The 25,926-nt window shown below is 62.7% G+C and carries 26 protein-coding genes and 1 pseudogene; 5 read left to right on the top strand and 22 right to left on the bottom strand.

Going from position 1 to position 25,926, the window contains the following annotated elements; genetic code table 11:
• Nucleotides 1-7: 7 nt before the first annotated feature.
• The 22 genes from fliN to LU671_RS18770 all read right to left on the bottom strand — a co-directional run bounded on the left by fliN (nt 8) and on the right by LU671_RS18770 (nt 21,460).
• Complete coding sequence (fliN, locus tag LU671_RS18875) at nt 8-472, bottom strand: flagellar motor switch protein FliN (protein ID WP_050706705.1); 465 nt, start codon at nt 470-472, stop codon at nt 8-10.
• 46 nt (nt 473-518) lie between these two features.
• Nucleotides 519-1,487 carry a flagellar motor switch protein FliM gene (gene fliM, locus LU671_RS18870; RefSeq protein ID WP_050706665.1) on the bottom strand — a complete coding sequence of 323 codons (969 nt, stop codon included), beginning with the start codon at nt 1,485-1,487 and terminating at the stop codon, nt 519-521.
• Between the two features lie 10 nt (nt 1,488-1,497).
• The gene (gene fliL / locus LU671_RS18865; RefSeq protein ID WP_050706666.1) at nt 1,498-1,995 is read right to left on the bottom strand and encodes a flagellar basal body-associated protein FliL; all 498 of its coding nucleotides are present in this window, start codon (nt 1,993-1,995) and stop codon (nt 1,498-1,500) included.
• Nucleotides 1,996-2,142: 147 nt separating this feature from the next.
• Nucleotides 2,143-3,489, bottom strand: coding sequence for a flagellar hook-length control protein FliK (locus LU671_RS18860; RefSeq protein WP_232856535.1), 1,347 nt, complete (start codon nt 3,487-3,489; stop codon nt 2,143-2,145).
• 67 nt (nt 3,490-3,556) lie between these two features.
• Nucleotides 3,557-3,904 carry an Hpt domain-containing protein gene (locus tag LU671_RS18855; RefSeq protein WP_232856534.1) on the bottom strand — a complete coding sequence of 116 codons (348 nt, stop codon included), beginning with the start codon at nt 3,902-3,904 and terminating at the stop codon, nt 3,557-3,559.
• A 50-nt stretch (nt 3,905-3,954) separates the two neighbouring features.
• Nucleotides 3,955-5,646 (bottom strand): fused response regulator/phosphatase, encoded by a 1,692-nt coding sequence (locus LU671_RS18850; RefSeq protein ID WP_232856533.1) that lies wholly within the window; start codon nt 5,644-5,646, stop codon nt 3,955-3,957.
• A gap of 8 nt (nt 5,647-5,654) precedes the next feature.
• Nucleotides 5,655-5,960, bottom strand: coding sequence for an STAS domain-containing protein (locus LU671_RS18845; RefSeq protein ID WP_232856532.1), 306 nt, complete (start codon nt 5,958-5,960; stop codon nt 5,655-5,657).
• 287 nt (nt 5,961-6,247) lie between these two features.
• Nucleotides 6,248-6,703: a flagellar export protein FliJ gene (fliJ, locus tag LU671_RS18840; RefSeq protein ID WP_232856531.1), complete on the bottom strand. Its 456-nt coding sequence runs from the start codon at nt 6,701-6,703 to the stop codon at nt 6,248-6,250.
• A 6-nt stretch (nt 6,704-6,709) separates the two neighbouring features.
• Complete coding sequence (fliI, locus tag LU671_RS18835; RefSeq protein WP_203651647.1) at nt 6,710-8,065, bottom strand: flagellar protein export ATPase FliI; 1,356 nt, start codon at nt 8,063-8,065, stop codon at nt 6,710-6,712.
• A complete protein-coding gene (fliH, locus tag LU671_RS18830) occupies nt 8,055-8,828 on the bottom strand; it encodes a flagellar assembly protein FliH (protein ID WP_232856530.1) in 774 nt (257 codons plus the stop codon). Before fliH ends, fliI begins: the two co-directional genes overlap by 11 nt.
• Before the next feature lie 176 nt (nt 8,829-9,004).
• Nucleotides 9,005-10,024 carry a flagellar motor switch protein FliG gene (fliG, locus tag LU671_RS18825; RefSeq protein WP_023631000.1) on the bottom strand — a complete coding sequence of 340 codons (1,020 nt, stop codon included), beginning with the start codon at nt 10,022-10,024 and terminating at the stop codon, nt 9,005-9,007.
• The gene (gene fliF, locus LU671_RS18820; RefSeq protein ID WP_050706673.1) at nt 10,017-11,795 is read right to left on the bottom strand and encodes a flagellar basal-body MS-ring/collar protein FliF; all 1,779 of its coding nucleotides are present in this window, start codon (nt 11,793-11,795) and stop codon (nt 10,017-10,019) included. Before fliF ends, fliG begins: the two co-directional genes overlap by 8 nt.
• Before the next feature lie 15 nt (nt 11,796-11,810).
• Nucleotides 11,811-12,143, bottom strand: coding sequence for a flagellar hook-basal body complex protein FliE (gene fliE, locus LU671_RS18815; protein WP_050706674.1), 333 nt, complete (start codon nt 12,141-12,143; stop codon nt 11,811-11,813).
• 107 nt (nt 12,144-12,250) lie between these two features.
• Entirely contained in the window at nt 12,251-13,627 is a 1,377-nt protein-coding gene (locus LU671_RS18810; protein ID WP_232856529.1) for a sigma-54-dependent transcriptional regulator, read from the bottom strand.
• Entirely contained in the window at nt 13,624-14,841 is a 1,218-nt protein-coding gene (locus LU671_RS18805; RefSeq protein WP_050706676.1) for a sensor histidine kinase, read from the bottom strand. Before LU671_RS18805 ends, LU671_RS18810 begins: the two co-directional genes overlap by 4 nt.
• 160 nt (nt 14,842-15,001) lie before the next feature.
• A complete protein-coding gene (gene fleQ, locus LU671_RS18800) occupies nt 15,002-16,477 on the bottom strand; it encodes a transcriptional regulator FleQ (RefSeq protein WP_186714839.1) in 1,476 nt (491 codons plus the stop codon).
• 166 nt (nt 16,478-16,643) lie between these two features.
• Nucleotides 16,644-16,940 (bottom strand): flagellar protein FliT, encoded by a 297-nt coding sequence (locus tag LU671_RS18795; RefSeq protein ID WP_186714840.1) that lies wholly within the window; start codon nt 16,938-16,940, stop codon nt 16,644-16,646.
• Nucleotides 16,941-16,954: 14 nt separating this feature from the next.
• Nucleotides 16,955-17,350, bottom strand: a complete 396-nt coding sequence (gene fliS, locus LU671_RS18790) for a flagellar export chaperone FliS (RefSeq protein ID WP_232856528.1) — start codon at nt 17,348-17,350, stop codon at nt 16,955-16,957.
• Between the two features lie 131 nt (nt 17,351-17,481).
• Nucleotides 17,482-18,885: a flagellar filament capping protein FliD gene (fliD, locus tag LU671_RS18785; protein WP_232856527.1), complete on the bottom strand. Its 1,404-nt coding sequence runs from the start codon at nt 18,883-18,885 to the stop codon at nt 17,482-17,484.
• Nucleotides 18,886-18,963: 78 nt separating this feature from the next.
• Nucleotides 18,964-19,341 (bottom strand): flagellar protein FlaG, encoded by a 378-nt coding sequence (locus tag LU671_RS18780; protein ID WP_198742987.1) that lies wholly within the window; start codon nt 19,339-19,341, stop codon nt 18,964-18,966.
• Between the two features lie 73 nt (nt 19,342-19,414).
• Entirely contained in the window at nt 19,415-20,275 is an 861-nt protein-coding gene (locus LU671_RS18775; RefSeq protein WP_232856526.1) for a flagellin domain-containing protein, read from the bottom strand.
• A gap of 249 nt (nt 20,276-20,524) precedes the next feature.
• Nucleotides 20,525-21,460, bottom strand: coding sequence for a ketoacyl-ACP synthase III (locus tag LU671_RS18770; protein WP_232856570.1), 936 nt, complete (start codon nt 21,458-21,460; stop codon nt 20,525-20,527).
• Nucleotides 21,461-21,772: 312 nt separating this feature from the next.
• Here LU671_RS18770 and LU671_RS18765 point away from each other — a divergent pair.
• The 5 genes and pseudogenes from LU671_RS18765 (at nt 21,773) to LU671_RS18745 (ending at nt 25,923) form a co-directional block, all read left to right on the top strand.
• Nucleotides 21,773-22,892, top strand: a pseudogene (locus LU671_RS18765) (DegT/DnrJ/EryC1/StrS family aminotransferase).
• Complete coding sequence (locus tag LU671_RS18760; protein WP_232856525.1) at nt 22,889-23,620, top strand: WbqC family protein; 732 nt, start codon at nt 22,889-22,891, stop codon at nt 23,618-23,620. The pseudogene LU671_RS18765 and the gene LU671_RS18760 overlap by 4 nt, the downstream one beginning before the upstream one ends.
• Nucleotides 23,613-24,593, top strand: coding sequence for a hypothetical protein (locus LU671_RS18755; RefSeq protein WP_232856524.1), 981 nt, complete (start codon nt 23,613-23,615; stop codon nt 24,591-24,593). Before LU671_RS18760 ends, LU671_RS18755 begins: the two co-directional genes overlap by 8 nt.
• Nucleotides 24,590-25,147 (top strand): GNAT family N-acetyltransferase, encoded by a 558-nt coding sequence (locus tag LU671_RS18750; protein WP_232856523.1) that lies wholly within the window; start codon nt 24,590-24,592, stop codon nt 25,145-25,147. Before LU671_RS18755 ends, LU671_RS18750 begins: the two co-directional genes overlap by 4 nt.
• Entirely contained in the window at nt 25,144-25,923 is a 780-nt protein-coding gene (locus tag LU671_RS18745; protein WP_232856522.1) for a phytanoyl-CoA dioxygenase family protein, read from the top strand. Before LU671_RS18750 ends, LU671_RS18745 begins: the two co-directional genes overlap by 4 nt.
• Nucleotides 25,924-25,926 lie beyond the last annotated feature (3 nt).

Raw genomic sequence — 25,926 nt, 5'->3', positions numbered from 1 at the left:
CCTTCACTCAGCGCAGCTTCTTGATACGTTCGCTGGGGCTGATCACGTCAGTCAGGCGGATGCCGAACTTCTCGTTGACCACCACCACCTCGCCATGGGCGATCAGCGTGCCGTTGACCAGTACGTCCAGCGGCTCGCCGGCCAGGCGGTCGAGCTCGATCACCGAGCCCTGGTTGAGCTGCAGCAGGTTGCGGATGCTGATCTCGGTGCTGCCCACTTCCATGGAGATGCTCACCGGGATATCCAGGATCACGTCCAGGTTGGGGCCTTCGAGGCTGACATGCTCGTTGGGCTTGGGCGAGCTGGCGAACTCTTCCATTGGCAGGCGGCCGGCGCCGGCCGAAGCGGCGTCGGCTGCCAGCAGTGCGTCGATGTCAGACTGACCGGCATCACCGGTCTCTTCCAGGGCGGCAGCCCACTCATCGGCCAGGGCCTGTTCCTCGGGAGAGTTGATCTCGTTTTCGTTAGCCATGATTTCCTCGACAGGCATTCAATACGTTGGAGCGACCGGCACGCCGTCAGCGGCGTTCGATCGGGTCGATGATCTGCAGCGACAAGGTGCCCTTGTGCGAACCCAGCCGCGCCTTGAACGACGGCACGCCGTTGGCGCGCAGCACCAGGTGCTCCGGCAGTTCCACCGGAATCACGTCACCCGGCTGCATGTGCAGGATGTCGCGCAGCTTCAGCTGGCGACGGGCGACCGTGGCCGACACCGGCACGTTGACGTCCAGTACGTCTTCGCGCAGGGCCTTGACCCAGCGCTCATCCTGGTCGTCCAGGTCGGACTGGAACCCGGCGTCGAGCATTTCGCGCACCGGCTCGATCATCGAATAGGGCATGGTCACGTGCAGGTCGCCGCCACCGCCATCGAGTTCGATGTGGAAGGTCGAGACCACCACCGCCTCGCTGGGGCCGACGATGTTGGCCATGGCCGGGTTGACCTCGGAGTTGATGTACTCGAAGTTGACCGGCATGATCGCTTGCCAGGCTTCCTTGAGGTCGACGAAGCACTGGTCCAGGACCATGCGCACCACGCGCAGCTCGGTCGGGGTGAACTCGCGACCCTCGATCTTGGCGTGACGCCCGTCGCCACCGAAGAAGTTGTCCACCAGCTTGAACACCAGCTTGGCGTCGAGGATGAACAGCGCGGTACCGCGCAACGGCTTGATCTTGACCAGGTTGAGGCTGGTGGGTACGTAAAGCGAGTGCACGTACTCGCCGAACTTCATCACCTGCACGCCGCCCACCGCCACGTCGGCGGAGCGACGCAGCAGGTTGAACATGCTGATACGGGTATAACGGGCGAAACGCTCGTTGATCATTTCCAGGGTCGGCATGCGACCCCGCACGATACGGTCCTGACTGGTCAGGTCGTAGCTCTTGATGCTGCCGGGCTCGCCAGCGCTCTCGGTTTGTACCAGCCCATCGTCCACCCCATGCAGCAGGGCGTCGATCTCATCCTGGGACAGCAGGTCCTGCACGGCCATCTATGTGCTCCTACTGCAATACGAAATTGGTGAACAGCAGCTGGTCGACGACCGGCCTGCCGACTTCCTTCTGCGCCACTTCCTGCACCACCGCGGTGGCCTTCTGGCGCAGCATCTCCTGCCCGACGGGGCTGGCGGCAAGGGTGTCGAAGCCCTGGCCGGAGAACATCATCACCAGGTTGTTGCGGATCACCGGCATGTGCACCTTGAGCGCTTCAAGATCGGCCTGGCTGCGCCCCTGCATGGTGATGCTCACCTGCATGTAGCGCTGGCGGCCATTCTGGTTGAAGTTGACCACGAAGGCCGGTGCCAGCGGCTCGTAGATCGCCGGCAGCTTGACATTGCTCTGCGCGGCGTCAGGCGCTGGCGCCGACTCGCTCTTGTGCATGAAGAACCAGGTAGCGCCTACCGACAGGCCGACCGCCAGGAGCAGGGCCAGCACCAGCAGCAGGATCAACTTGAGTTTGCCTTTAGTGGCGGGGTCTTTCACTGCGTCACTCTTCGCCATGCCAATAATCCGTCGTCCATCGGGGTTTCAAGGAAGGATGACGTGGCTTGAGCAAGTGTTATGCCAAATCTGCCCGAGTCGGAAAGTACCAGCCCCGTCGCGGGAAAGTACCCGCCCGACGGGGCATGGCCAGGGCCGGGGGGAAGATCAGGCGTAGTAGTCGACCATGCTGCTGCCGATCACCGTCTGCTGCTCGACGGGATGCGCGGCATCGGCCAGTTCGCTGCCCTCCCCGGCCGCCTCGGCGCGCCTCGCCGCGACGCCGGACAGGTTCGACCCACCCTGCTGCGCCTGCTGCTGTTGCTGCTGCTCGCGGGACTGATCGGCCACGCTGACGTCCGGCTGCGCCAGGCCTTGCTGGGCGAACAGCTCGCGCAAACGGTAGGCCTGGCTGTCGAGGGCATCGCGCACCCCGGCGTGACCGCTGACGAAGTGAATCTGGGTGGATTGATCCGCCGCGACATTGACACGAATGTCCAGGCGACCCAGCTCGGCAGGTTCAAGCTGGATATCCGCCGACTTCAGGTTCTGGCTGGACAGGTACATGACCCGATTCACCAGGCCTTCGGTCCAGGCCCCCTGGTTCATCGCCAGCGGCTGCTGCAGCGGGCTCGGCGCTACCGGCACGGCGTTGGCGGTCTTGGGCGTCGCCGCTTGCGTCAGGTTTGCCAGGCGATTGGCGAAGTCATCCACACGCGTGTCGCTGCTGGCTTCCTTGATATCCTTGAGGCCATCGTCGATCAGCCCGGCGAACGCCTTGTCGCCACGCTCGGAGTGCCCGGCCTCGGACTCGGCCTTCTCTGTCACATTCGCCAAGGTATTGACGGCAGTCGCGGCCGGGTCGGCCGGTACCTGGCCATTTTCCGGGCGCGCGCTGGCGGCATGCGCCGAAGTCGTGCCCTTGGCCTGGGCCTCGTGCTCCAACGCCAGACGCAAGGTCGGCATATCGGCCAATGGGTCGGCCTGCGGATCGAAGTTTGCGTCCTTGAGGACCTCCTCACCGACCGGCGGAGCCGGCACGGCGGGTTGCGGCGTCTGCACCGCCGCCTGCAAAACCGGCGCGACCGCTTCGGCCTGGGCCTGGATCAACTGCGCGCCGGCCTGGGCATCGGTGATCTGCCCTGCCACCAGATTGGCATCGAGGGAGGGAGTATTACTGCTATCAGCCGACTCGTCCGTTTCGCCGACCGGCTTGGCTTCAGCCGTCGCAGGCAAGTTCTTGCCGTCATCGGCAACCGCTGGCTTGCTGGCATCCGCCGGCTTGCCGCCATTGGCGGGGGCTGCCTGCTCCTTGGGCTTGGCCGCAGCGGTATCCTTGGCAACCTTGACATCACGGGAAGGGGTATTGTCGCGACCCTGCCGAGCCATGACCTGGTCGAAGCCACCGACCTGGCTGGCCGGGGCTTGCAGCGGCTTGTCCGCCACTCCGGCAGCCGGGCGCGACGCCGTGTTGACGAGGCCGGCTTGCAACAATGGATTGGATGCGACAGGCATTGAAAGGTCTCCGCGGCAGAACTGGTAAAGTGCATCTGTGCGAAGAAAAGCAAAACTCGCGCCAGCTTTACTCGGCGGCGATTCGCTGACGCTCGCCACGGTAGAAGCGCTGGACCTCCAGGTACTCCTGGTCGATGCGGTTGATCAGGTCCTCGATGCCATACAAGGGTTGTTGACGCACTCGCTCCTCGAGCTGCTGACACAGCTTGGCCAGGCCCACGGCCCCCATATTGCTGCTGCTGCCCTTGAAACTGTGTGCGGCAAGGCCCAGCTCGTCGGCATCCTTGGCCTCGTGCAGCTGGTTCAGACGCCGCTCGGAGTCTTCCAGGAAGGTTTCCAGCAACTGCAGGTAGCCATCTTCCATGACCTCCCGCAAATCACTCAGCACCTTCTGATCAATATGCATGTCCGCCACTTGCTCACTCCTTGATCAAGCCTGATTAGGCCCGAGCCGCGCAAACCGGCTCACCATTGAAACGCCACGCGCGCCAAGCGTCCACCCTCCAACCACTGGGCATTGCCGGCCAACCGCCGCACCAGGCCCACCCCTCGCCCACTGAAGCCCTGTTCCACTGGCGTGGCGGCCGACAGGCGCTCCACGTCGAAGCCCGCGCCGCTGTCGCGGACCTCGATGATCAGACGCCCACCCGCACCTTGAGGTTCCACCCGCAGGGCAATACAGACGCTGCCGTGCACCTCTCGCCCCAGGCGCTCGGCGCGCTGGCGATAGTACTCGGCGAAGCCTTCGGCGTCGCGCTTGAGCGCCGAGTCCAGCCCCAGCACACCATGCTCCAGCGCATTGGAGTACAGCTCGCTCAGCACACTGTGCAACTTGCCGCTGCTGGGCCTGAGGCCGTGGATTTCCTGCAACAGCTGTACCAGATAAGGGACCGGGTTGAAGCGCCCCAGGCTCTCGCCCCGCAACTCGAACTGCATCGACCAGTCCAACGGACTGGAACGACCACTGTCGGAGTACACCACCGCCTGCGGTACTACATGTTCAGGCGCCAACATGCGGATATCGCACAGGCTGATATCGTCACGAGACTGGCCGCCGAAGCCCGCCAGTGCCTGCATGACCTCGTCGAACAACACCACCGGATCGCGGTTGGCCGCCAGCACCGCCAACAGACGCTCCACACCGAACAGGCATTCCCGGGCATCCCCGGTGTCGACCACGCCATCAGACAGCAGGAACAGTCGCTCCCCCGCCGCAAGCGGCCTCACCTCGGTGGTATCGTCGAACTGCTCGGGCGGCAGGATGCCCAGCGGCAGGTGACGCGAAGGCAACACCTCGAGCACCTCGCCTTGCGCCGACAACCGATAGCCATCCGGCATGCCACCGTTCCAGAGCTCCACGGTTTCTCGCTGGAAACTCAGGTTGAGCAACAGCGCACAACAGAACATGTCCACAGGCAGGATGCGCTTGAGCTTGGCGTTCATCTCCCGCAGCGTTTCGACCAGGCCGTAGCCCTTGGCGGTCATGCCATAGAACACCTCCGCCAGCGGCATGGCGCCGACCGCGGCCGGCAGGCCATGGCCGGTAAAATCCCCCAGCAGCACATGCATGTCGCCCGAAGGGGTAAACGCCGCCAGCAACAGATCGCCATTGAACAGCGCGTAGGGCGATTGCAGGTAGCGGATGTTCGAGGCACCCAGGCAGCCGGAGTGGGCGACCTTGTCGAACACCGCCTTGGCCACCCGCTGCTCGTTGAGCAGGTGATGGTGATGGCGGGCGATCTGGTCGCGCTGCTCCAGCACCGTCGCCTGCAGGCGACGCAAGCGGTCCATGGCTCGGATCTTCGCCGCCAGGATGACGGCGCTGTAGGGCTTGGCCATGAAATCGTCGCCCCCGGCCTCCAGGCAACGTACCAGCCCCTCCTCTTCATTAAGGGAGGTCAGGAAGATGATCGGCACCAGCGCCTCGCCGGCCAGCGCCTTGATCCGCCGCGCCGCCTCGAAGCCATCCATCACCGGCATCAGCGCATCGAGCAGCACCAACTGCGGCCGCCGCTCGGCAAACAGCGCCACCGCCTGCTCGCCGTTCTCGGCAGTGACCACCTCATGCCCCTGGCGCCGGACGATCTGCGCCAGCAATAGCCTGTCCGCGGTGCCGTCCTCGGCCACCAGCACGGTCAACGGCTGATCGGCGGACATGGCCACGCTCAACTGATGTCGAACAGCTTTTCGAAGTTGGAGATCGCCAGGATCTTGCGCACATCAGGGCTGGCATGGACCACGCGGATATCCGAATCCTCGCCACCGACATGGTCGCGCAGCAGCAGCAACATGCCCAACGCCGAGCTGTCGAGATACGTGGCCTCCTTCAGGTCGACCACCACGGAGTCCGGACGCGGGCGCTGGCGCTCGTAGGCATCCCTGAATTCCTGATGCTTGCCGAAATCGAAACGACCCTTGACCTTGATCGTCAGCTTTTTCCCATCCTGTGAAAAATCAGTTTCGACTGCCATGCGAGCGATTCCTTCGATGATGGCGAATGCGACTTCTGAAGGTTTAGCAGGCGCTGACGGCAGGTGCAAGGTGGTGGACCTGGGTTGCCCCCGTGCAGGGCTGTCGCGCAGAGAACCGCGATTGCCTGGCCAGCACACACCCTGTGGGAGCGGGTTTGCCCGCGAAGCCGACATCGTGGTGGATGGCACGGGCTTCGCCCGTGTTCGCGGGCAAGCCCGCTCCCACAGGGATCGCGCCAGACTCTAAAAATTGAGCAAGACAGTTGCTCCCACAGGTCCCTGCTAAATCAATAAGTTATGTGCTGGCGCGGCAGGCGCTGGGACAGCTCATCGAGCAGCTTCTGCTCGCGCTTGTCCTCAGCCCGGCGCGCTTCGTCCAGGTAGCGCTGGACCAGCTTGCGCAGCCCTTCGACCCGGGCATAGGCCTGCTGCCAGGTGTTGCGGGCGTTGTTCAGGTTGTTCTGGTGCCAGGCCATGCTCTGGCGCTGCTGGGTCATTGCCGCTTCCAACTGCCCGAGGAAGCGCTGGTAGTTGACCAGCCAGTTGCCGTCGACACCCTGGCTGCCGCGATTGATCCATTGCTGCTGATAGGCCTCGCGAAAACTCTCGAGCTCGGCCTGCTTGGCCTGGGCATCGCTGAGCAGCCTCTGGAAATGCCCCAGGCGCTGGGCGGCCTTGCGCTCGGCCTCCTCGGCCATGTCCACCACCGGCACCAGGCGTGCCGCTCGGCTGGGCTGGGCCATGGCCTATCAGCCCGCCGGCGGCGCGAACACCGCGGCCAGTTCTTCACGGCTCTGCGCCATGCCGACGTTTTCATCCAGACCCTGGCGCAGGAAGTCCACCAGCCTGGGTTGCAAGGCGATGGCCAGGTCCGTCTCCGGATCGCCACCAGCCACATAGGCGCCGACGCTGATCAGATCGCGACTCTGCGACAGGCGCGACCACAGCTGCTTGAACTTCTGCGCCTGACGCAGGTGATCGGGGTCGACCACCTGGGGCATGACCCGGCTGATCGAGGCCTCGATGTCGATGGCTGGGTAGTGCCCTTCCTCGGCCAGGCGTCGGGACAGCACAAAGTGGCCGTCGAGCACGCCCCGCGCCGAATCGGCGATCGGGTCCTGCTGGTCGTCGCCTTCGGACAGCACCGTGTAGAACGCGGTAATCGAGCCACCGCCCGGTTCACCATTACCAGCCCGCTCCACCAGTTTGGGCAGCTTGGCGAACACCGACGGCGGATAACCGCGGGTGGCGGGCGGCTCGCCGATGGCCAGGGCAATTTCGCGCTGGGCCTGGGCAAAACGGGTCAGCGAGTCCATCAGCAACAGGACATTCTTGCCCTTGTCGCGGAAATACTCGGCAATGCGCGTGCAATACATCGCTGCGCGCAGACGCATCAAGGGCGCGTCATCCGCTGGCGAGGCGACCACCACCGAGCGCTTGAGCCCCTCCTCTCCGAGGATATGCTCGATGAATTCCTTCACTTCCCGACCCCGCTCGCCGATCAGGCCGACCACGATGATCTCGGCCTCGGTAAAGCGGGTCATCATGCCCAGCAGCACCGACTTACCGACACCGGTACCGGCGAACAGGCCCAGGCGTTGGCCGCGGCCGACAGTGAGCAAACCATTGATACTGCGGATACCGACATCCAGCGGTTGGCTGATCGGATCACGGTTGAGCGGGTTGATGATCGGGCCGTCCATCGGCACCCAGTCCTCGGCCTTCATCCCACCCTTGCCGTCCAGCGCGCGACCGGCGCCATCGAGCACCCGGCCAAGCATGCTCATGCCCATGGGCAGGCGGCCGCTGTCGTCCAGCGGCACCACGCGGGCACCGGGCGCCAGGCCGACAATACTGCCGACCGGCATCAGGAACACCTTGCTGCCGGCAAAGCCCATGACTTCGGCCTCCACCTGCACCGGGTGATAGCTGTCGTCGTTGATCACCAGGCAGCGGCTGCCCACCGCAGCGCGCAGGCCTTCAGCCTCCAGGGTGAGACCGACCATGCGCAGCAGGCGCCCTTCGACGATCGGCTGGTCGGGCAGCTTCACCGCGTCGGCATAGCCCTCCAGGCGCTTGCCGAAGCTGGTCCGGTCAAGGCGCATCGGCTTCACCCGCCGGCACGTCCAGCTCGACGGATATATCCGGCGCAGCAGGATGCAGGGCCTGGTCGTGGAACTGGTCGAACAACTGCATCACGGCCTTTTCGATGCGAGTCTCCATGGTCGCGTCGATACGGCTGTGAGCGGTCTCGATCCGGCAGCCGCCCGGCAGCAACGACTCATCCTCAAGCAGTTTCCAGCTCTCCTCATGACGCTCGCGCAAGGCCTTGGCCAGCTCGAAATCCTGCGGGTTGAGGTGGATACGGATGTTGTCGGCACCCATCGGCAGCAGTTTCAGCGCCTCACGCAGGACGTGGGTGATCTGGCTCGAATCGCTGCGCAACTCGCGACCGATGACCTGGCGGGTCATGCTGGCGACCAGTTGCACCAGGGCTTTCTCGATCTGGGTGTCCTGCTCGGCGATGGGCTCGAGCAGATGGTTCATGACCTGTTCGAGGCTGGCCAATTTGGCCGCCAGGGCCACTTCGGCCTCCTGGCGAACCTTCAGCTGGGTGCTGTGGAAGCCTTCGCGCTCGCCAGTGGCGAAGCCTTCGTTGTAGGCCTCCTGGCGGATGGCCTCGAGCTCTTCGAGGGTCAGCGGCTGGACTTCCTCCAGCGGCACCTCTTCGACTTCTTCCTCGATAACCTCAGGCTCCGGCTCGGGTTGCGGCTCGGGCTCGGGGTCGAAGCTGGGCAGCGCCCACACATCCACGCCCTCGAGGTCGCGGGCACGGATCAGGTCGCTGGGGTGTTCGGTGGTGGACATGTTTTCAGGTACTCAAAAGCCATCTGCAACCAACGCGCCCCTGTAGGAGCGGCCTTGTGCCGCGAAAGGGCTGCAAAGCAGCCCCTCGATATCGATGTCACCGCAAAATTGTCGGGGCAGCCTTGCCCTTTCGCGGCACAAGGCCGCTCCTATAGGGGACCGCGTCGCCCCGCTGATCAGATCATTTCCTCGGCGCCCTTGCCGCCCAGCACGATCTCGCCGGCCTCGGCCATGCGACGGGCGATGGTGAGGATTTCCTTCTGCGCCGTCTCCACGTCGCTGACCCGAACCGGCCCCTTGGCCTCCAGGTCGTCGCGCAACAGCTCCGACGCACGCTTGGACATGTTCTTGAAGATCTTGTCCTTGACCCGCTCGTCGGCGCCCTTGAGCGACACCACCAGCACGTCCGAAGACACCTCGCGCAGCAGCGCCTGGATGCCACGGTCGTCGACGTCGGCCAGGTTGTTGAAGACGAACATCAAGTCTTCGATCTGCTCCGACAGGTCGCTGTCGATCTCGCGGATCGAGTCCATGAGCGCGCCTTCCACGGAACTGTCGAGGAAGTTCATGATGTCGGCGGCGCGCTTGATGCCACCCAGGGTGGTGCGCGCGGCATTGGAGTTGCCGGAGAACTGCTTCTCGAGGATCTGGTTGAGCTCCTTGAGCGCCGCCGGCTGCACGGTGTTGAGCGACGACACGCGCAAGACGATGTCCAGGCGCACCTTGTGGTCGAAGTTGCTCAGCACCTCGCCGGCCTGGTCGGGGTCGAGGTAGGCGACCACGATGGCCTGGATCTGCGGGTGCTCGTAGCGGATGACGTCGGCCACGGCACGCGGCTCCATCCACTTGAGGCTGTCCAGGCCGCTGGTGTTGCCACCGAGCAGGATGCGGTCGATCAGGCCGTTGGCCTTGTCCTCGCCAAGAGCCTGGTTGAGCATCTTGCGGATATAGCCGTCGGAACCGACACCCAGGCTGGTCTGGTCGCCGACGATCTCGACGAACTCGCTCATCACCTGCTCGACCTGCTCGCGATGGACGTTGCCCATCTGCGCCATGGCCACACCGACCCGCTGCACTTCCTTGGGCCCCATGTGGCGCAGGACCTGCGCGGCATCGGTCTCGCCGAGCGAGAGCAGGAGGATGGCCGCCTTGTCGACGCGGCTCAGCTTGGCGGTAATGGCTCGATTGTCACTCATCGGCGTTGATCCACTCTTTCACGACCTGGGCCACGCGGCCCGGGTCTTCGGCCACCAGGCCCTTGATTGCGTTGAGCTGTGCCTCGTAACCCTCGCTCGGGCTCGGCAACAGAATGCTTGTCGGGCCACCCAGGCTGACGCGGTCGTTGGCCAGTTCGCCATCCAGACCGATCATGCCGCCCAGCTCCATGTCGCTGTCCGTGGCAGCCTGCTTGCCGCCACCTGTGATGTTGTTGAGCACCGGACGCAGCACGCCGAACACCAGCACCAGGATGAACAGCACGCCCAGCACTTGCTTGACGATGTCCCAGAACCACGGCTGCGAGTAGAACGGAATGTCGACCAGCTCGTCGCCACGGTCGGCGGCGAACGGCACGTTGATCACGGTGACGCTGTCGCCACGGCTGGCATCGAAGCCCACTGCGTCCTGCACCAGGCGAGTGAAGCGCGCCAGGTCCTCGGCACCCCACGGAGTGCGGGTGGTTTCGCCGGTGGCGGCGTCGAGCTTGACCTGGTCGTCCACCACCACGGCCACCGACAGGCGGGTCAGGCGACCTTGCTGCTGACGGGTGTGGCTGATGGAGCGATCCAGCTCGAAGTTCTTGGTGCTCTGCTGACGCTTGTCGCTCGGGTACGGCGCAAGCATCGGCTGGCCGGTGGCCGGGTCCATGATCTGCTGGCCGTTGGCATCCACCAGCGGCTGGCCAGGCTGGATGGCACCGGCCGGCGTGGCGGCGGCCTTGGCGTTCTCGGGCGCGGAGGCGCCGGCCGGCGGCTGGTTGCTCAGGGCACCCGGCACACCTTGCGGGCCCTGGCTGCTGGCACGCTGTTCGTTGACCGACTGTTCGCTGCGCAGCGCCGGCTGGTCTGGATTGAACTGCTCGGAGGTGGACTCGACGGCGCTGAAGTCGACGTCGGTCGACACCTCAGCCTTGTAGCGGTCGTTGCCCAGCACCGGCTGGAGGATATTGTGCACGCGCTGGGTGAGCATGCCTTCCATGCGGCGGCTGTAGTCGAACTGCTTGCCCGCCATGGTCAGGGCGGTGTCCTGCAACTGGTCGGAAAGCAGGTTGCCCTTCTGGTCGACCACGGTCACCTGGGACTTGTCCAGTTCCGGAACGCTGGTGGCCACGAGGTTGACGATGGCCATGACCTGGCCCGCCTCCAGGGCGCGGCCCGGGTACAGCTCGACCAGCACCGAGGCGCTGGGCTTGCGCTCGTCACGCACGAACACCGAGCTTTTCGGGATCGCCAGGTGCACGCGGGCGGCCTTGACATTGTTCAGGCTCGACACGGTACGCGCCAGCTCGCCTTCCAGGCTGCGACGGTAGCGAGTGGCTTCCATGAACTGGCTGGTGCCCAGGCCCTGCTCCTTGTCGAGCAGCTCGAAGCCGACGTTGCCATCGCTTGGCGCAACACCGGCGGAAGCCAGTTTCAGGCGCGCACGGGAGAGGTCGTCGGCCTTGACCAACAGGGCACCGGAGTTCGGCTCTACGCGATAGGGGATATCGGCGGCGGTCAGGGCATCGATCACCTGCTTGGTGTCGGTGCCCGCCAGGCTGCCGTACAGCGGCCGGTAGTCCGGTTGCTGCGACCACAGCACCACGGCGAAACCGATGGCCACGCTGGCGGCCAGGCCGACCAGCAGGCCGACCTGACGCAGCATGGGCATCTGCGAGATGTTTTCCAGGAATGCCATGCCGAACAGCGGCGGCTTGGCCGCTGGCGGACCACTCTTGGCGGGGGCGTTATCGACGACTGCTTCGGCCATGACTCACTCTCGCCCTTATACCGGCATCTGCATGATGTCCTGGTACGCCTGTACCAGCTTGTTGCGCACCTGGGTCAGGGCCTGGAACGACACCGAGGCCTTCTGCGAGGCGATCATCACGTCGGTCAGGTCGACTCCGCTCTTGCCGATCTCGAAAGCGTTGGACAGCTGGGAGGAGGCCTGCTGCGTTTCATGCACCTTGCCAATGGCCTGGCCAAGCATGTCGGCAAAGCTGCTCTGGCCTGGCGCCAGTTCAGGCGCGGCGACAGCCTTGGGCTGGGACATGGCTTCGGCCTGCATGGCACGCATGTCCAACATCAGACGATTGAATTCAACACCTTGGGTCATGGACTTCTCTCTCCGGCTGCCGCACTTTTTTTGACACTCGTGCAGCGAATGGGTTGGAACTAGCAAGAGGAGTGCCAGCCAACCCGAAAATCATTCAAAACGACGCATCAACCGAACAGGCTGGCCTCGACATCCAGGCCCGCGTCACGCATCTGCGCCAGCTTGTAGCGCAAGGTGCGCGGACTGATCCCCAGGCGCTCGGCAGCCTCCTTGCGACGGCCGCGCTCGGCACGCAAGGTGTCGATGATCATCTGGAACTCATGACGACGCATGTCGTCGCCCAGCCCCCCAACCTCGACAACCGGCTCAGCAGGTAATGGCTCAATAGTGGCCACTTTCGGCGCCGACAATGGAATGGCGCCAGCCAGACAGAAATCCGCCGCCTCGATCACACCGCCCTGCTGCAGGATCAGCGCCCGCTGCACGGCGTTATCCAGCTCCCGCACGTTACCCGGCCAGGCATACGCCTGCAGGCACGCCCGCGCCTCGCTGGACAGGCACACCTGGGCATGGCGCATCTTGCGGGCATGGCGCGCCAGCAGGCGCTCGGCCAGCGGCAGGATATCGGCAGGACGCTCGCGCAGGGAGCGCCAGGCCATGGGGAACACCGAAAGGCGGTAGTACAGGTCTTCACGGAAACGGCCGGCCGCCACCTCCCCCACCAGGTCGCGGTTGGTCGTGGCAAGGATGCGGATGTCCAGGGCGATGGGCTTGCGCCCACCGACGCGCTCGACTTCGCGTTCCTGCAGCACCCGCAGCAGCTTGGCCTGCAAGCCGAGCGGCATCTCGGAAATCTCGTCCAGCAGCAAGGTGCCGCCGTCGGCCTGCTCGAACTTGCCGGCCTGGGCGGCGATCGCCCCGGTGAAGGCGCCCTTTTCATGGCCGAACAGGGTCGCCTCGAGCATGTTGTCCGGGATTGCCGCGCAGTTGATCGCCACGAAGGGCTGATCCGCCCGCCGCGACTGCTGATGGATGTAGCGCGCCAGCACTTCCTTGCCGGTTCCCGACTCGCCGGAGATCAGCACGGTGGAGTCGCTTTGCGCAACCCGTGCCGCCAATTCCAGCAATTGCCGGCTGGCCGGCTCGCACGCCACCGGCCCCTCGTCATCGCTGCCGGCAGCGCTGCCGACGGCATGACGCGCCACCAGGCCGTTCAGCGCTCCGGGCTCGAAAGGCTTGACCAGATAATCGACAGCCCCCTGGCGCATGGCCTCCACCGCCCGCTCCACCGCCGCATGGGCGGTCATCAGCAACACCGGTAGCTGTGGGTGCTGCCGACGCAGTTGGGCGAGCAGTTGATGACCGTCCATGCCCGGCATGTTCACGTCGCTGACCACCAGGCTGAACGACTCTTCAGCCACCGCCAGCAAGGCCTCCTCGGCACTGCCGACGGCACGGTGGCAGAAACCGCCGATCTCCAGGGTATCGGCCAACGCCTGACGCAGGACCCGATCATCCTCGACCAGCAGTACCTTGACGCTCATTGATTTACCTCCCCACGGCCGTCGATCAACGGCAGCAGCACGGTGACACAGGTACCACGGCCAAGCCTGGAGCGTAGCTGCAGGGTGCCGCGGTGCGCGCGCACCACCGCCTGGACCACCGCCAACCCCAAGCCGGTGCCGGTCGCCTTGGTGGTCACGAATGGCTCCCCCAGGCGCGCCAGCAGCTGCTCGTCGATACCGCTGCCGGCATCGCTGACGCACACGCGCAGATTGTCGTCGCGACGCGACAGGTGCACCTTGAGTTTCGCCGGCCCGCTGCTGGCCTGCAGGGCATTTTCGATCAGGTTGAGCAAGGCGCCGACCAGGGTGTCACGGTTGCACAGCAACTCCCCGAGACGACTGTCGCACTGCCAGCGCACCGCATGCCCCTCGACATGGGCATGAGCCGCCTGCTGCAGCGCCTGGAACAACGCCTTCGGGCTGATCCGGTCATTGAGCGGCAATTCCCCGCGGGCGAACACCAGCATGTCACGCACCTGGTGTTCGAGCTCGTGGAGACGCTCCTTGAGGTTGCCGGCAAAGCGCAGCCGGGTTTCGTCGGTCAATACCTGCTGCGGTTCGGCCAGGTGGCTGGCATAGAGCATCGCCGCCGAGAGCGGCGTGCGGATCTGATGCGCCAGGGACGCGATCATGCGCCCCAGCGAGGACAGGCGCTCGTGCCGCGCCAGCTGATCCTGCATACGGCGGGTTTCGGTCAGGTCGTTGAGCAACACCAACTGCCCCGGCTCGGCATCCAGAGAGCGCGTCGCGATGGACAGGCGACGCCCGTCACGCAGGGAGACCTCATGGCCGTCATCGTCACGCGGCGCGAAACTGCGGGCGATCACCTCGCGCCAGCGCATGCCGATCAATGGCTCGCCGAGCAACTCGCAGGCCGCCGGATTGGCTTCGCGCACGCACCCTTCGGCGTCGATCACGATCACCCCGCCCGGCAGCAGGTCGAGCAGGTTCTGCAGGCGATTGGCCAGGCGCTCCTTCTCATCGAGCTCGGCCATGCGCTGCGCACTGACCACCGCCAGCTCGCCCTTGAGCTCGCTGACCCGCGTCTCGAGCATGGTGTAGGACTGGCTCAGCTGGCTGGAAACCTGATCGAACAGGGCGAACGCCTGCTCAAGACCCTGCCGGCTTTCCTGCTCGAGCGGGGTGTGCCCGCGCGGATCGGCGGCATGGGAACGGTGGGCGGCCTGGGGCATCGTGCTCTCTCGCATGGCTGACCGTCATAAAAACGGTATGTTGCCTGCGCTGTAGCAATAGCCGTGCCGGAGATGGGGATAATCGACTGCAGGATCGTTGATCGAAGGCAATGGCCGGGACTGTCACAGCCCCCGACCATTGCGTCCAGGCAAGACGGGATCAGTCGTCCGCCTGTTCCTCGCCACCTTGGCGGCTCATGCCGTACTTGCGCATCTTCTCCACCAGCGTGGTACGCCGGATGCGCAGTCGTTCGGCAGCCCGGGCAACGATGCCGTTGGCATCATCCAGCGCCTGCTGGATCAGCCCCTGCTCGAGGCTGCCGAGGTAGTCCTTGAGGTCCAGCCCCTCGGGCGGCAGCATGGCGTGGCTGGCGAAGTTCGGCGCATGGCCATTGATCGCCACGCGCTCCTCGAGATCGGAGCGCAGGCTGTCGACCAGCTGTTCATCCTCGTCATCCACATAACGGAACTTCTTCGGCAGCTCCGCCACGCCGATCACCCCGTACGGATGCATGATCGCCATGCGCTCCACCAGGTTGGCCAACTCGCGGACGTTGCCCGGCCAGCCGTGGCGACACAACGACATGATCGACGCCGAGTTGAAGCGGATCGAGCCGCGCTTCTCGTGCTCCATGCGCGAGATCAGCTCGTTCATCAGCAACGGGATGTCTTCGACCCGCTCACGCAATGGCGCCATCTCGATCGGGAACACATTCAGCCGGTAATACAAATCCTCGCGGAAGGTCCCGTCCTCGATCATGGTCTCGAGGTTCTTGTGCGTCGCGGCGATGATGCGCACATCGATGCTCTGGGTCTTGTTGCTGCCGACCCGCTCGAAGGTACGCTCCTGCAGCACGCGCAGCAGCTTGACCTGCATCGGCAGCGGCATGTCGCCAATTTCGTCGAGGAACAGCGTGCCGCCGTTGGCCAGCTCAAAACGCCCGGCACGGCTGGTGATCGCCCCGGTGAAGGCGCCCTTTTCGTGGCCGAACAGTTCGCTTTCGAGCAGCTCCGCCGGGATCGCCCCGCAGTTGACCGGCACGAACGGTGCCTCGCGACGCTTGGAGTGGTAGTGCAGATTGCGCGCCACCACTTCCTTGCCGGTGCCCGACTCGCCAAGGATCAGCACGCTGGCATCGGTGTCGGCCACTTGCTGCATCATCTGCCGCACATGCTGGATGGCACGGCTGGTGCCCACCAGGCTGCGGAACAGGTTGGGCTCGCGCTGGCGACCACGCTCGCGGGCCTGGTCGTACATCTCGCGATAGACCTGGGCACGGTGCAGGGAGTCGAGCAACTGGCTGTAGCTCGGCGGCATCTCGAGGTTGGACAGCACACGGCGGCGCAGGTCCTCGGGGAAGTCCGCAGAAGAAATTTCACCCAGAAGCAGAACCGGAAGGAACTCATCCCACCCGGCCACTGTCTTAAGGAGCCCCAGCACGCTGGCCGGGGCATTTACGGTACCGATCAGGACACACAGCACTTCACGGCTGGAAGACAAACCCTCGACCACCTGCTGCCAGTCGTCGCTGGAGCAGGACAGGTTTTCTTCGCCGAGAAAATTCAGGACCACCGCCAGATCGCGGCGGCGTTCGCTGTCGTCATCGATCAGGAGAATCTTGGTTTCACGCCACATGCAATAGCAACTTCCCTAGTCATATCGGCGCCCGAAGGCGTGCACGACATCATTCCGACTGAATGGTCAGTGTTCGGACGTCTGAATTTCGAAAACAGCCACTAGTAAAGTCAAAAAACGGCACACAGTCAAATTTATGGCGCGCTGATTTTTGTGTAACCTGTGGTCAGGTGAACAAATGGTATACCTTTGTCGCGTTTTCTGCCTGACGTATCTTCGCCATCTCGTCGACCACTGATTGACGCTCGCCACTTGCAACTTCGATTAGCTGCCGATAGACAGCCTGCAGCTGCTCCAGACTGGCACGCACCTCATCCTCGTTCGACAACGCCTCGGCCAGCACATCGTCGACGCACAGGCGGCACTCCAGATCCAGCTCGCCAACCGCCTCCCAGTCACGACTGGCCAGGGCGGCGAGCAGCAGCTCGCGGGTCTGGTCGATACGCTCGATCACCTCACTCATGACAACCTCCTGGTTCAGGGCGCCGGCTGCTGTTCGCCGATCGCGTCCCAGCCTTCCTTGACCGTGATCAGCAGACGCGCGACTTCGTCGATGATCTCGGGATCGCTCTTGACGTTGGCCTCGACCAGGCGACGACTCATGTAGGTGTACAGGTTGTCCAGGTCGGTCAGGCTGTCGGCGTGGTTCTCCAGGTCGAGACCCTCGCGCAGACCGCCGATGATATCGATGGCCTTGCCGATCAGAATGCCCTTCTGGGCGATATCCTTGCGGGCAATGGCGCCCTTGGCCTGGGCCAGGCGGTCGAGACCACCCTGCATGAGCATCTGCACCAGGCGGTGCGGACTGGCCTCGGAAGTCTGTGCCACGCCATTGACTTTCTGGTATTGCCGAAGGGCCAACATCGGGTTCATGGATCTACCTCGTTGCAGCGAAAAGGTGCATATACCTCTTGTATCGCCGCCGCGTCAAAAAACTTTAGCCGGAAAAGACAAAGCCCGGCACGCCTGTGAGACGCCGCCGGGCTTTTGTCATGCGCGATCGATCAGGACTTCTTGGCCTGGGCGTTGATCGCCTCGAAGATCGAGGTGATCTGCTCGCCTTGTTTCTTCATCTTGGCCAGGGCGGTATCGAGCGCAGAGAATTTCTTGGTCAGCGACGCAGTCAGCAACTCGGTACGACGATCAAGCGCCGCCTGCTGGTTCTGCAGGTTCCTGGCAGCCTTGTCGAGGTTGCTCTTGCGAGTATCAAGCGAACCACCCGTGGAATTGTACGGATCAATTGCCTTGTTCATCCGCTCGAACAGACCATTGGTGCCGGTGAACAGCTCCTGGATTTCCGAACCGAGCTTCTTGTCGTTCAATGCAGAGGTGAACTTGGTGCTATTGAACTCCAGGGTGCCATCTTTCTGGGTGTTGATACCCAACTGACTGAGCGTGGTCAGCTTGTCTCCTGCCCCCACTTCCGTCAGCACCTTGCGCACATCGGCAAGCAACGACCGGGTAGTCGGGTCGTTGGTCAGCGGACCAAGGCTCTTGACGTTGCCGTTGGCGTCCTTCTCTGGCGTGACCAGCGCAGTAACAGCCTTCTGCAGGGTGTTATAGGCATCGACGAACGACTGCACCGATTTCTTCAGGCCTTCGTTGTCCAGCGCTACAGTAGCCTTGGTGGCATTACCGCCCGTGGAGACACCGGTGAGCTCGAGCGTCAGGCCACTGATAGCCTGGTCGACAGTATTCTTCGGGCTTTTCAGCGCCAGCCCGTCGATGGAAAATTCCGCATCCTGGGCCAGCCCACTGATGTAACCCGCGCCACTTCCGCTGATGGGCTGAGTACCGTTGATGGTCAGCTCCGGAATACCACCGATAGAGATGTCGCTGCCCTTGCCGGTCGTGGTGGAGCTGAACACCAGGCGAGAACCACCCGCCTCATTGATGATGTTGGCGGTGATACCGTTGGCGCTCATTTCCTTGTTGATCTGGTCGCGCACGCTCTGCAGTGTGGCACCGCTGGCGACGTTGACCTTGTAGTCCTTGCCGTTCTGGCTGATGGTCAGCTCACCGGCGCCGATCGCCGTGCTGGCACCACCCACGAACTGCTTGCTGGCGACCTTGGAGCCGGTGGCCAGCTTGTCGACCTTGATATCGTAGGTCCCAGCGACCGCCGAGTTGCTCGACTTGATCTTGACCACTTTTTCGTCAGCGGAAGTGCCAGCGAAGGCATTGAACGAAGGGGCGTTCTTGTCGTTGAGCTTCTTCATGGCGTCCTGGAACGCCGTCAAGGCGCTGCGCAGGGAACCGATACCGGAGATCATCGCGGAGTTGTTGCTCGTCTGCCGAGCAATCTGGTTGGCCTTGGCCGAGGTGTCGGCATTCACCAACACGCTGACGATGTTCTTGATATCGAGCCCGTAGCCCGCACCCGTGTTGGTAGTAATCGGGCTTGCCATGCTGTCGCTCCTCTCTTCGATGAGTCGGCCCCGCTCCTGCAAGACCGACTTGAATCACACATTTGCGTTCGCCGCCAATCAGACCTTGGCGTCGAACAGAATACTTTTGACATCGCTCAGGCTATGGGCGATCCGCAGGGCCTCTTCCGAGGGCAACTGACGAATCAACTCACCGGTTTCACTGGCGATGACCTTGACCACGATCTTACCGGACTCTTCGTCTGTGACGAACTCCAGATTGCGTCGCGTTTCCTTCAGGAACTTCTCGATTTCCGAGACAGCGCCTTTGACATCATTTGCAGCCTGCACCTTGTCGGCGCCCTGCACCTTACCCGGATCCTGCTGCTTCTCGCCATCACCGGAAGTGCCTGGCGACCGCGCAACCGGTTTTTCAGCAACCTGCTCGGCCGTGCGTGCAGCCGGGTAAGACAGGTTCAGCTTGACGCTCATGTCCATGTCCAGCACCTCACAATGAAAAAGGCGGGGAAGCGCCTGGAGAGCACTCCCCCGCCATCAGCTATCAGGCAGATTAGCCCAGCAGCTTCAGGACTGCCGATGGCAGCTGGTTGGCCTGGGCCAGAACCGAAGTCGAAGCTTGCTGCAGAGTCTGCTGCTTGGTCAGCTGTGCAGTTTCAGAAGCGAAGTCGGTGTCCTGTACACGGCCACGAGCGGCTTCGGCGTTCTCGTTGATGTTTTGCAGGTTGTTGATGGTGCTGGTCAGACGGTTCTGCGAAGCACCCAGGTCGGCACGCGAGGTGTTGATTGCCTGCAGGGCGTCGTCGATGGCGCTGACGGCGGCGCTGAAGGTAGCCTGGGCGCTGCTGCTGTCGGCACCGGTGATGCTCTTGCCGGCCAGGGCAGTCAGGGCTGCGTCAGTACCAGTGGTCTTCATTGCAGCGCTGAGGCTGATGGTGATCTGGTTGGCAGCGCCAACGTTCGAACCGACCTGGAAGGTCATCACGCCGCCGGAACCGTCCAGCAGGTTCTTGCCGTTCAGCTGGGTGCTGTCAGCGATACGGTCGATCTCTTTCAGCATCGACTGGAACTCTTTGTCCAGAGCGTCGCGGTCTTGCGAGCTGTTCGAGTCGTTTCGCGATTGCAGTGCCAGTTCACGCATACGCTGCAGGATGTTGGTCTGCTCTTGCATCGCGCCTTCAGCGGTCTGGGCGATGGAGATACCGTCGTTGGCGTTTTTGATGGCCATGGTCTGACCACGGATCTGCGAGGTCATGCGGGTAGCGATCTGCAGGCCGGCGGCGTCGTCTTTGGCGCTGTTGATTTTCAGGCCGGAGGACAGACGGGTCATCGAGGTGCTCAGTGCGTCGGAAGCACGGTTCAGGTTCTTCTGAACGCCCAGAGAGGTGGTGTTAGTGTTTACAGTCAAAGCCATGACGAATTCCTCGTTGGATTGGGTACTACGGCTTCCGGCCTTGGCAATTCGCCGGGTAGGTGGCCTAGAGAACCTTCGTAATGTTTATCGTCGTCAGGGCAGTTTGCTTTAGGGCGATTTCCCAATTTTTTTACTGGCATCCTGCCACCCCAATGAAATCAGGGGTTTGACGCCAAATTACCAACAGCCAAAAACAAAAAAGCGCTGACCGATAACGGGCAGCGCCTCTTCTATATAGACACGCGGAGCTTAGCCATTGCGCTCGATGATTGCCGAGCCCCATGACAGGCCGACGCCGAAACCACTGAGCGCGACACGCTTGCACTGCGAGCCGATCACATGCTTTTCCAATAGCAGCGGAATGCTCGAGGAAACGGTATTGCCGGTCTCGACCATGTCCTTGACGAACTTCTCGCGCTGACGCCCCTCGTCGAAACGCTGCGAGACCGCATCGACGATCGCCGCGCTCCCCTGATGCAGGCAGTAAAGGTCAATATCCTCGGCCTTCAAGTGACTGGCCTCGAGCAACTGCTGCAGGTGCGCCGGGACCTTGACCAGCGCAAAATTGTAGACTTGGCGACCATTCATGAAGAACGTGCCTTGGGTGGTGCGCAAGTGCTCGGCACCCGCCCCATCACTGCCAAACAGCGACTTGCCCAGCTGCCAGGCAGCGTCCTCGCCCATCCAGGTGGCCGTTGCAGCATCGCCGAACAGCATGGTGGTATTGCGATCTTCAGGGTCGACAATCTTCGAATAGGGATCTGCGGTGATCAACAAGCCATTCTTCAGCCCCGCGGCATCCATGAAGCCCTTCATGGCATACAGGCCATAGACATAGCCGGAGCAGCCCAGCGAGATATCGAAGGCAGCGATGGCGGTGGACAAGCCCAGCTTGTTCTGGACGATCGCCGCGGTATGCGGCAGGCCCTCGGCATCGCCATTCTGGGTAACGACGATCACCACATCGATGGACGCCGGATCCAGCGCCGGATTGCCAGCAAACAGCGTACGGGCGGCCTCGACGCACAGATCAGAGGTTTCCTGATCGGCACCCTTGCGCGGCAGGAAGGTCGAACCGATCTTGCCGAAGATGAAATCCTGATCCTTGCCGAATTTCGCACCCTGGGCGTAATTGTCGACACCCTCTACAGGTACGTAACTGGCGATACTTTTGATGCCAATCATTGTGGCTTCCCGATGGAAATGGCGAAAATTCACGGGCTTCGCGACCAAGGCCATACACCCTGCCTACCGTCTCGACGAGGCTGCCCGCTGACTCAATAGATTAGAGATGCACGTTTCGACTGCCAAGTCACTCTCGCAACTCGACTGCGTCCCGCCATGCCGACACCGGAGGTTGGCCGACTTTTTGCTAACCAAGCAGAATTCCCGGTGCGAGACGTCGGTTTCATGGCGAAACCCTGACTGGATACACCGTTCGGCGCCAGGCCTATCAAGCCCTGCTTCCCCTAATTCGTAAAAAGAGCCGACCCGTCCATGGCCAAACCCATCACAGTCACCAGCCCACTGCTGCCTCCACTGGAGGAATTCCTGCCCTACCTGGAAAGCATCTGGGAGAGCAAGCGACTGACCAATGCCGGGCCATTCCATGCGCAACCGGGAGCAGGAGCTGGCCGAATACCTGGGGGTAGAGCACATTTCGCTGTTCTCCAACGGTACTCTCGCATTGGTAACGGCACTGCAAGCCCTTCGCGTGACGGGGGAAGTGATCACCACGCCCTACTCCTTCGTGGCAACCGGCCATTCGCTGCTTTGGAACAACCTCAAGCCGGTCTTCGTCGATATCGACCCGCTCACCAACAACCTGGATCCCCAGCGCATCATCGAAGCCATCACGCCGGAGACCACAGCGATACTGCCCGTGCACTGCTACGGCATCCCCTGCGATGTCGAGGCCATCCAGGAAGTAGCGGACACCTACGGTTTGAAAGTCATCTACGACGCCGCCCATGCCTTCGGCGTACGCCAGAACGGCGAGAGCATCCTCAACAATGGCGATCTGTCGATCCTCAGCTTCCACGCCACCAAGGTGTTCAACACCTTCGAAGGCGGTGCCATTGTCTGCAAGGATGAAAAGCTCAAGCGCCGCATCGATTTCCTGAAGAATTTCGGCTTCGTCGACGAAACGGTGATCATGGCCACCGGAATCAACGGCAAGATGAACGAGATCCAGGCCGCCTTCGGTGTACTGCAGCTGCGCCATATAGATGATGCGCTCCAGCGCCGCCGGCGGGTATTCGAACGCTACCGTCAGGCGCTGGAGAGCGTCGAGGGCATCACGCTGTTGCGTCAACCGCAGGGACTGGACTGGAACTATGCCTACTGCCCGATCCTGATTGATGAAGAGCGCTTCGGCACCTCGCGCGACAAGGTCTACCAGCTTTACCGCGACCAGAACATCCTGGTCCGCCGATATTTTTATCCGCTGATCTGTGAGTTCCCGATGTACCGCGGCCTGGCGAGTGCCAACCTCGACCACCTGCCCAACGCCCTGGAAGTCTCGCGCCAGGTTCTCTGCCTGCCTATCTATCCGGATCTCGACGACGACACTCTGGAACAGATCATCGACATCCTGCTGGGAGCCCGTCAGGCATGAGCAACGCAGTTGTGGGCGAACACCGGCGAATCGCGCTCATGCAACCCTACTTCCTGCCGTATCTGGGATACTTCCAGCTGATTGCCGCATCGGACCACTTCGTCCTGTATGACAATGTGCAATTCATCAAGAACGGCTGGATCGAACGCAATCGATATCTGCTGGAGGGCGAGGCGAAGTGGTTCCGCATCTCCCTGACCAAGGACAGTCACACCCAGCAGATCATGAACCGGCGCATCGCCGAGCAATTCAGCCTGGAGGATCTGCTCAACAAGCTGGAGTTCGCCTATCGCAAGGCCCCTCGTCGCGAACCGACGATGACCTGGCTCGAAGGCCTGCTCGCACCAGCGGCAGACAGCATCGCGACCCTCAACGAACGCCTGCTCAAGGCATGCTGCTCACTCCTGGCGATCGACACCCCCATTTCACGAGCCAGCGAGCTCGGACCCGGCAAAGGCCTGCTGGGCGAAGAGCGGGTCATCGAAATCGTCCAGGCGTGCCGCGGCACCCACTACCTCAACCCTGTCGGTGGCGGCCACCTGTACCAGGCCCAGGCCTTCGGGCAGTCCGGCATCACCCTTGAGCTGCTTCACGCCAGCCTGCCACCCTATGCCCAGGGTAGCAGTCGCCCATTTGTTGCCGGCCTGTCGATCCTTGATGCCCTGATGTTCCACGAGCCCGAAAACGTGGCCGCATGGGCAAGACTTGGCGAGATCCAATATGCCTGACGCCATCGGTGGCTACTTCGAACTGGAATTGCGCAAGGGCCAGACGCCCTACCCCCAAGCCTCGGCCTTCAACAGTGCACGCGCCGCTTTTCGCGCCCTGGTGCAGGCCCGGGCTCCACGCCGCATTCACCTGCCGTACTACATCTGCAACGTTCTCGAGCAAGCCCTGCAAGGCCTGGAGGTCGAACTATGCCGCTATGGGCTGGACGCCGACCTGAGCCTGGCCGCGCCGCCCGGACTGACGAGTGACGAGGCCTTGTTGTACGTCGACTACTTCGGGCTCAAGGGAGACTATGTTCGCCAAGTGCTTGCTCCACGATACGGATACCAGTTGATCGTGGACAACTCACAAGCACTGTTCAGCGACGCCCTGCCCGACATTGCCACGATCTATTCGCCACGCAAGTTCGTCGGTGTTGCCGATGGCGGCTGGCTGGTCAATGGCCCGGCCGAATTGCCTACCCCACCGCAAGGCACTTCCCTGGATCGATTCGGGGCATTGCTCGGACGCCTGGAGCAAGCTGCCGAGCACCATTATGTCGATTACCAGGCCAACGAGGCATCGCTCACCCGGCAAGGCGTCATGGCCATGTCCACCAGTACCGCGCGGGTGCTCGACAGCATCGACTACGCGCAGGTCAAGGAGCGGCGCGGCAACAACTTGAACGTCCTGCGCCAGCATCTCGACACCTTCAACAGCTTCCGCTATTGGCCAGATGCCATTGTTCCGGCGCTGTGCTACCCCTTGCTGCTCGACTCGGCATCCGCGGCGGGCAGCTTGCGCCAGCACCTGCTCGAACAGGCCATCTACGTTCCCTGCTACTGGCGGGAACTCATCGACAATCCGGCGACACCTCCTATGGAGCGCCATCTGGCCGAATGCCTGTTACCGCTTCCCCTGGATCAACGCTACGACGCAAAAGACATGCAGCGACTGGCTGACGCCGTCATCACTCATCTGAGGAAATCATGAGCATCAAAGGTCAACGCATCGTGCTGAGGGCACTGGAACTCGAAGACCTGCCTGCACTGCACCGCTGGTCCAATGACGAGGCCCTGTGGAGCTTGCTGGGTGGCTGGCACTTCCCGGTTTCTCGCGAAGCACAGAAGGAATGGCTGCTAGGGCTCAAGAATGACCCGATGAATCAGCGCTTCGGCATCGAGACCCTAGACCACGGACTGATCGGCACTGCAAACCTGGTCGGTATCGACTGGAAGAACGGCACCGCCGAACATGGAATGATGATCGGTGACTCGACACTGCGCGGCAAGGGCTATGGCACCGAAGTCATCGGCACGGTCATGCGCTATGCCTTCGACGAACTGGGCCTGCACCGGTTGTGGACGACGATCATCGAATACAACGAAGCGTCCCTGGCAACCTATACCCGCAAAGTACCCTGGACCATCGAGGGCGTGCAGCGTCAATGGTACTACCGCAAGGGTCGTCGCTGGGACCGTGTCGTCCTCGGCGTCACCGTCGACGATTACCGCAACTGGCTCGAGCAGCAGGAGCAAGACCGATGAACGCACTACATGAGGAACTGCGACTCAACGGCTATGCCTGTGTACCCGAGCTGATTGGACAGCCACTGCTCGATCAGTTGCGTGACGACCTGAGTGCCGCCATTGATCGTTGCCGCCAGGTCCAACTGGAGAACGGCATCACCCAGCGCACCGAGCAGACAGCCCATCATATCCTGACCTCGGACAGCCGATTCATCGAGCTGCTGGCCAGGCTCGCGCACTGGGGACTGACTGACGCTCTCACGCACATGCTTGGGGGCCTGCCGATCCTCAACTCCTTTGGTGGCCTGAACAATCTCAGCAGCACCGACGCTTATGTGCGAAACGTACACAGGGATGTTCGCTCATGGTCCGCCGAACACATGCAGATGGCCCAGGCCCTGGTGCTGCTTGACGATTTCACCGTCGACAACGGCGCAACACTGTTCCTGCCAGGCTCGCATACCGCGCCTGACAAACCCACTGACGTCGACTTCGAGACAGGTGCCAACAAGGCGCTCGGCAAGGCCGGCTCCATCTACCTGTTCGACTCGCGGATCTGGCATGCGGCCGGCATCAACCGAACGCCGGATCCACGCCGCTGCCTGACGCTGACATTCACTCGCAGCTACTTCAAACCGCAATTCGATTATTGCCGGGCATTGGGCGATACGTTCTGCATCGCCCAGCCGGCGGCCGTGCAACAACTGCTCGGCTGGCACGCCCGGACCCCTACGACCCTCCATGAGTGGTACCAGCCTGAAGATCAGCGCTTCTACCGCAAGAACCAGGGATGAGCC

This window comes from Pseudomonas sp. NMI760_13, assembly GCF_021283245.1.
Classification (GTDB): domain Bacteria; phylum Pseudomonadota; class Gammaproteobacteria; order Pseudomonadales; family Pseudomonadaceae; genus Aquipseudomonas; species Aquipseudomonas peradeniyensis.
The sequence above is the reverse complement of the archived record's forward strand: the minus strand, read 5'-3'. Positions and strand labels throughout refer to the sequence as shown.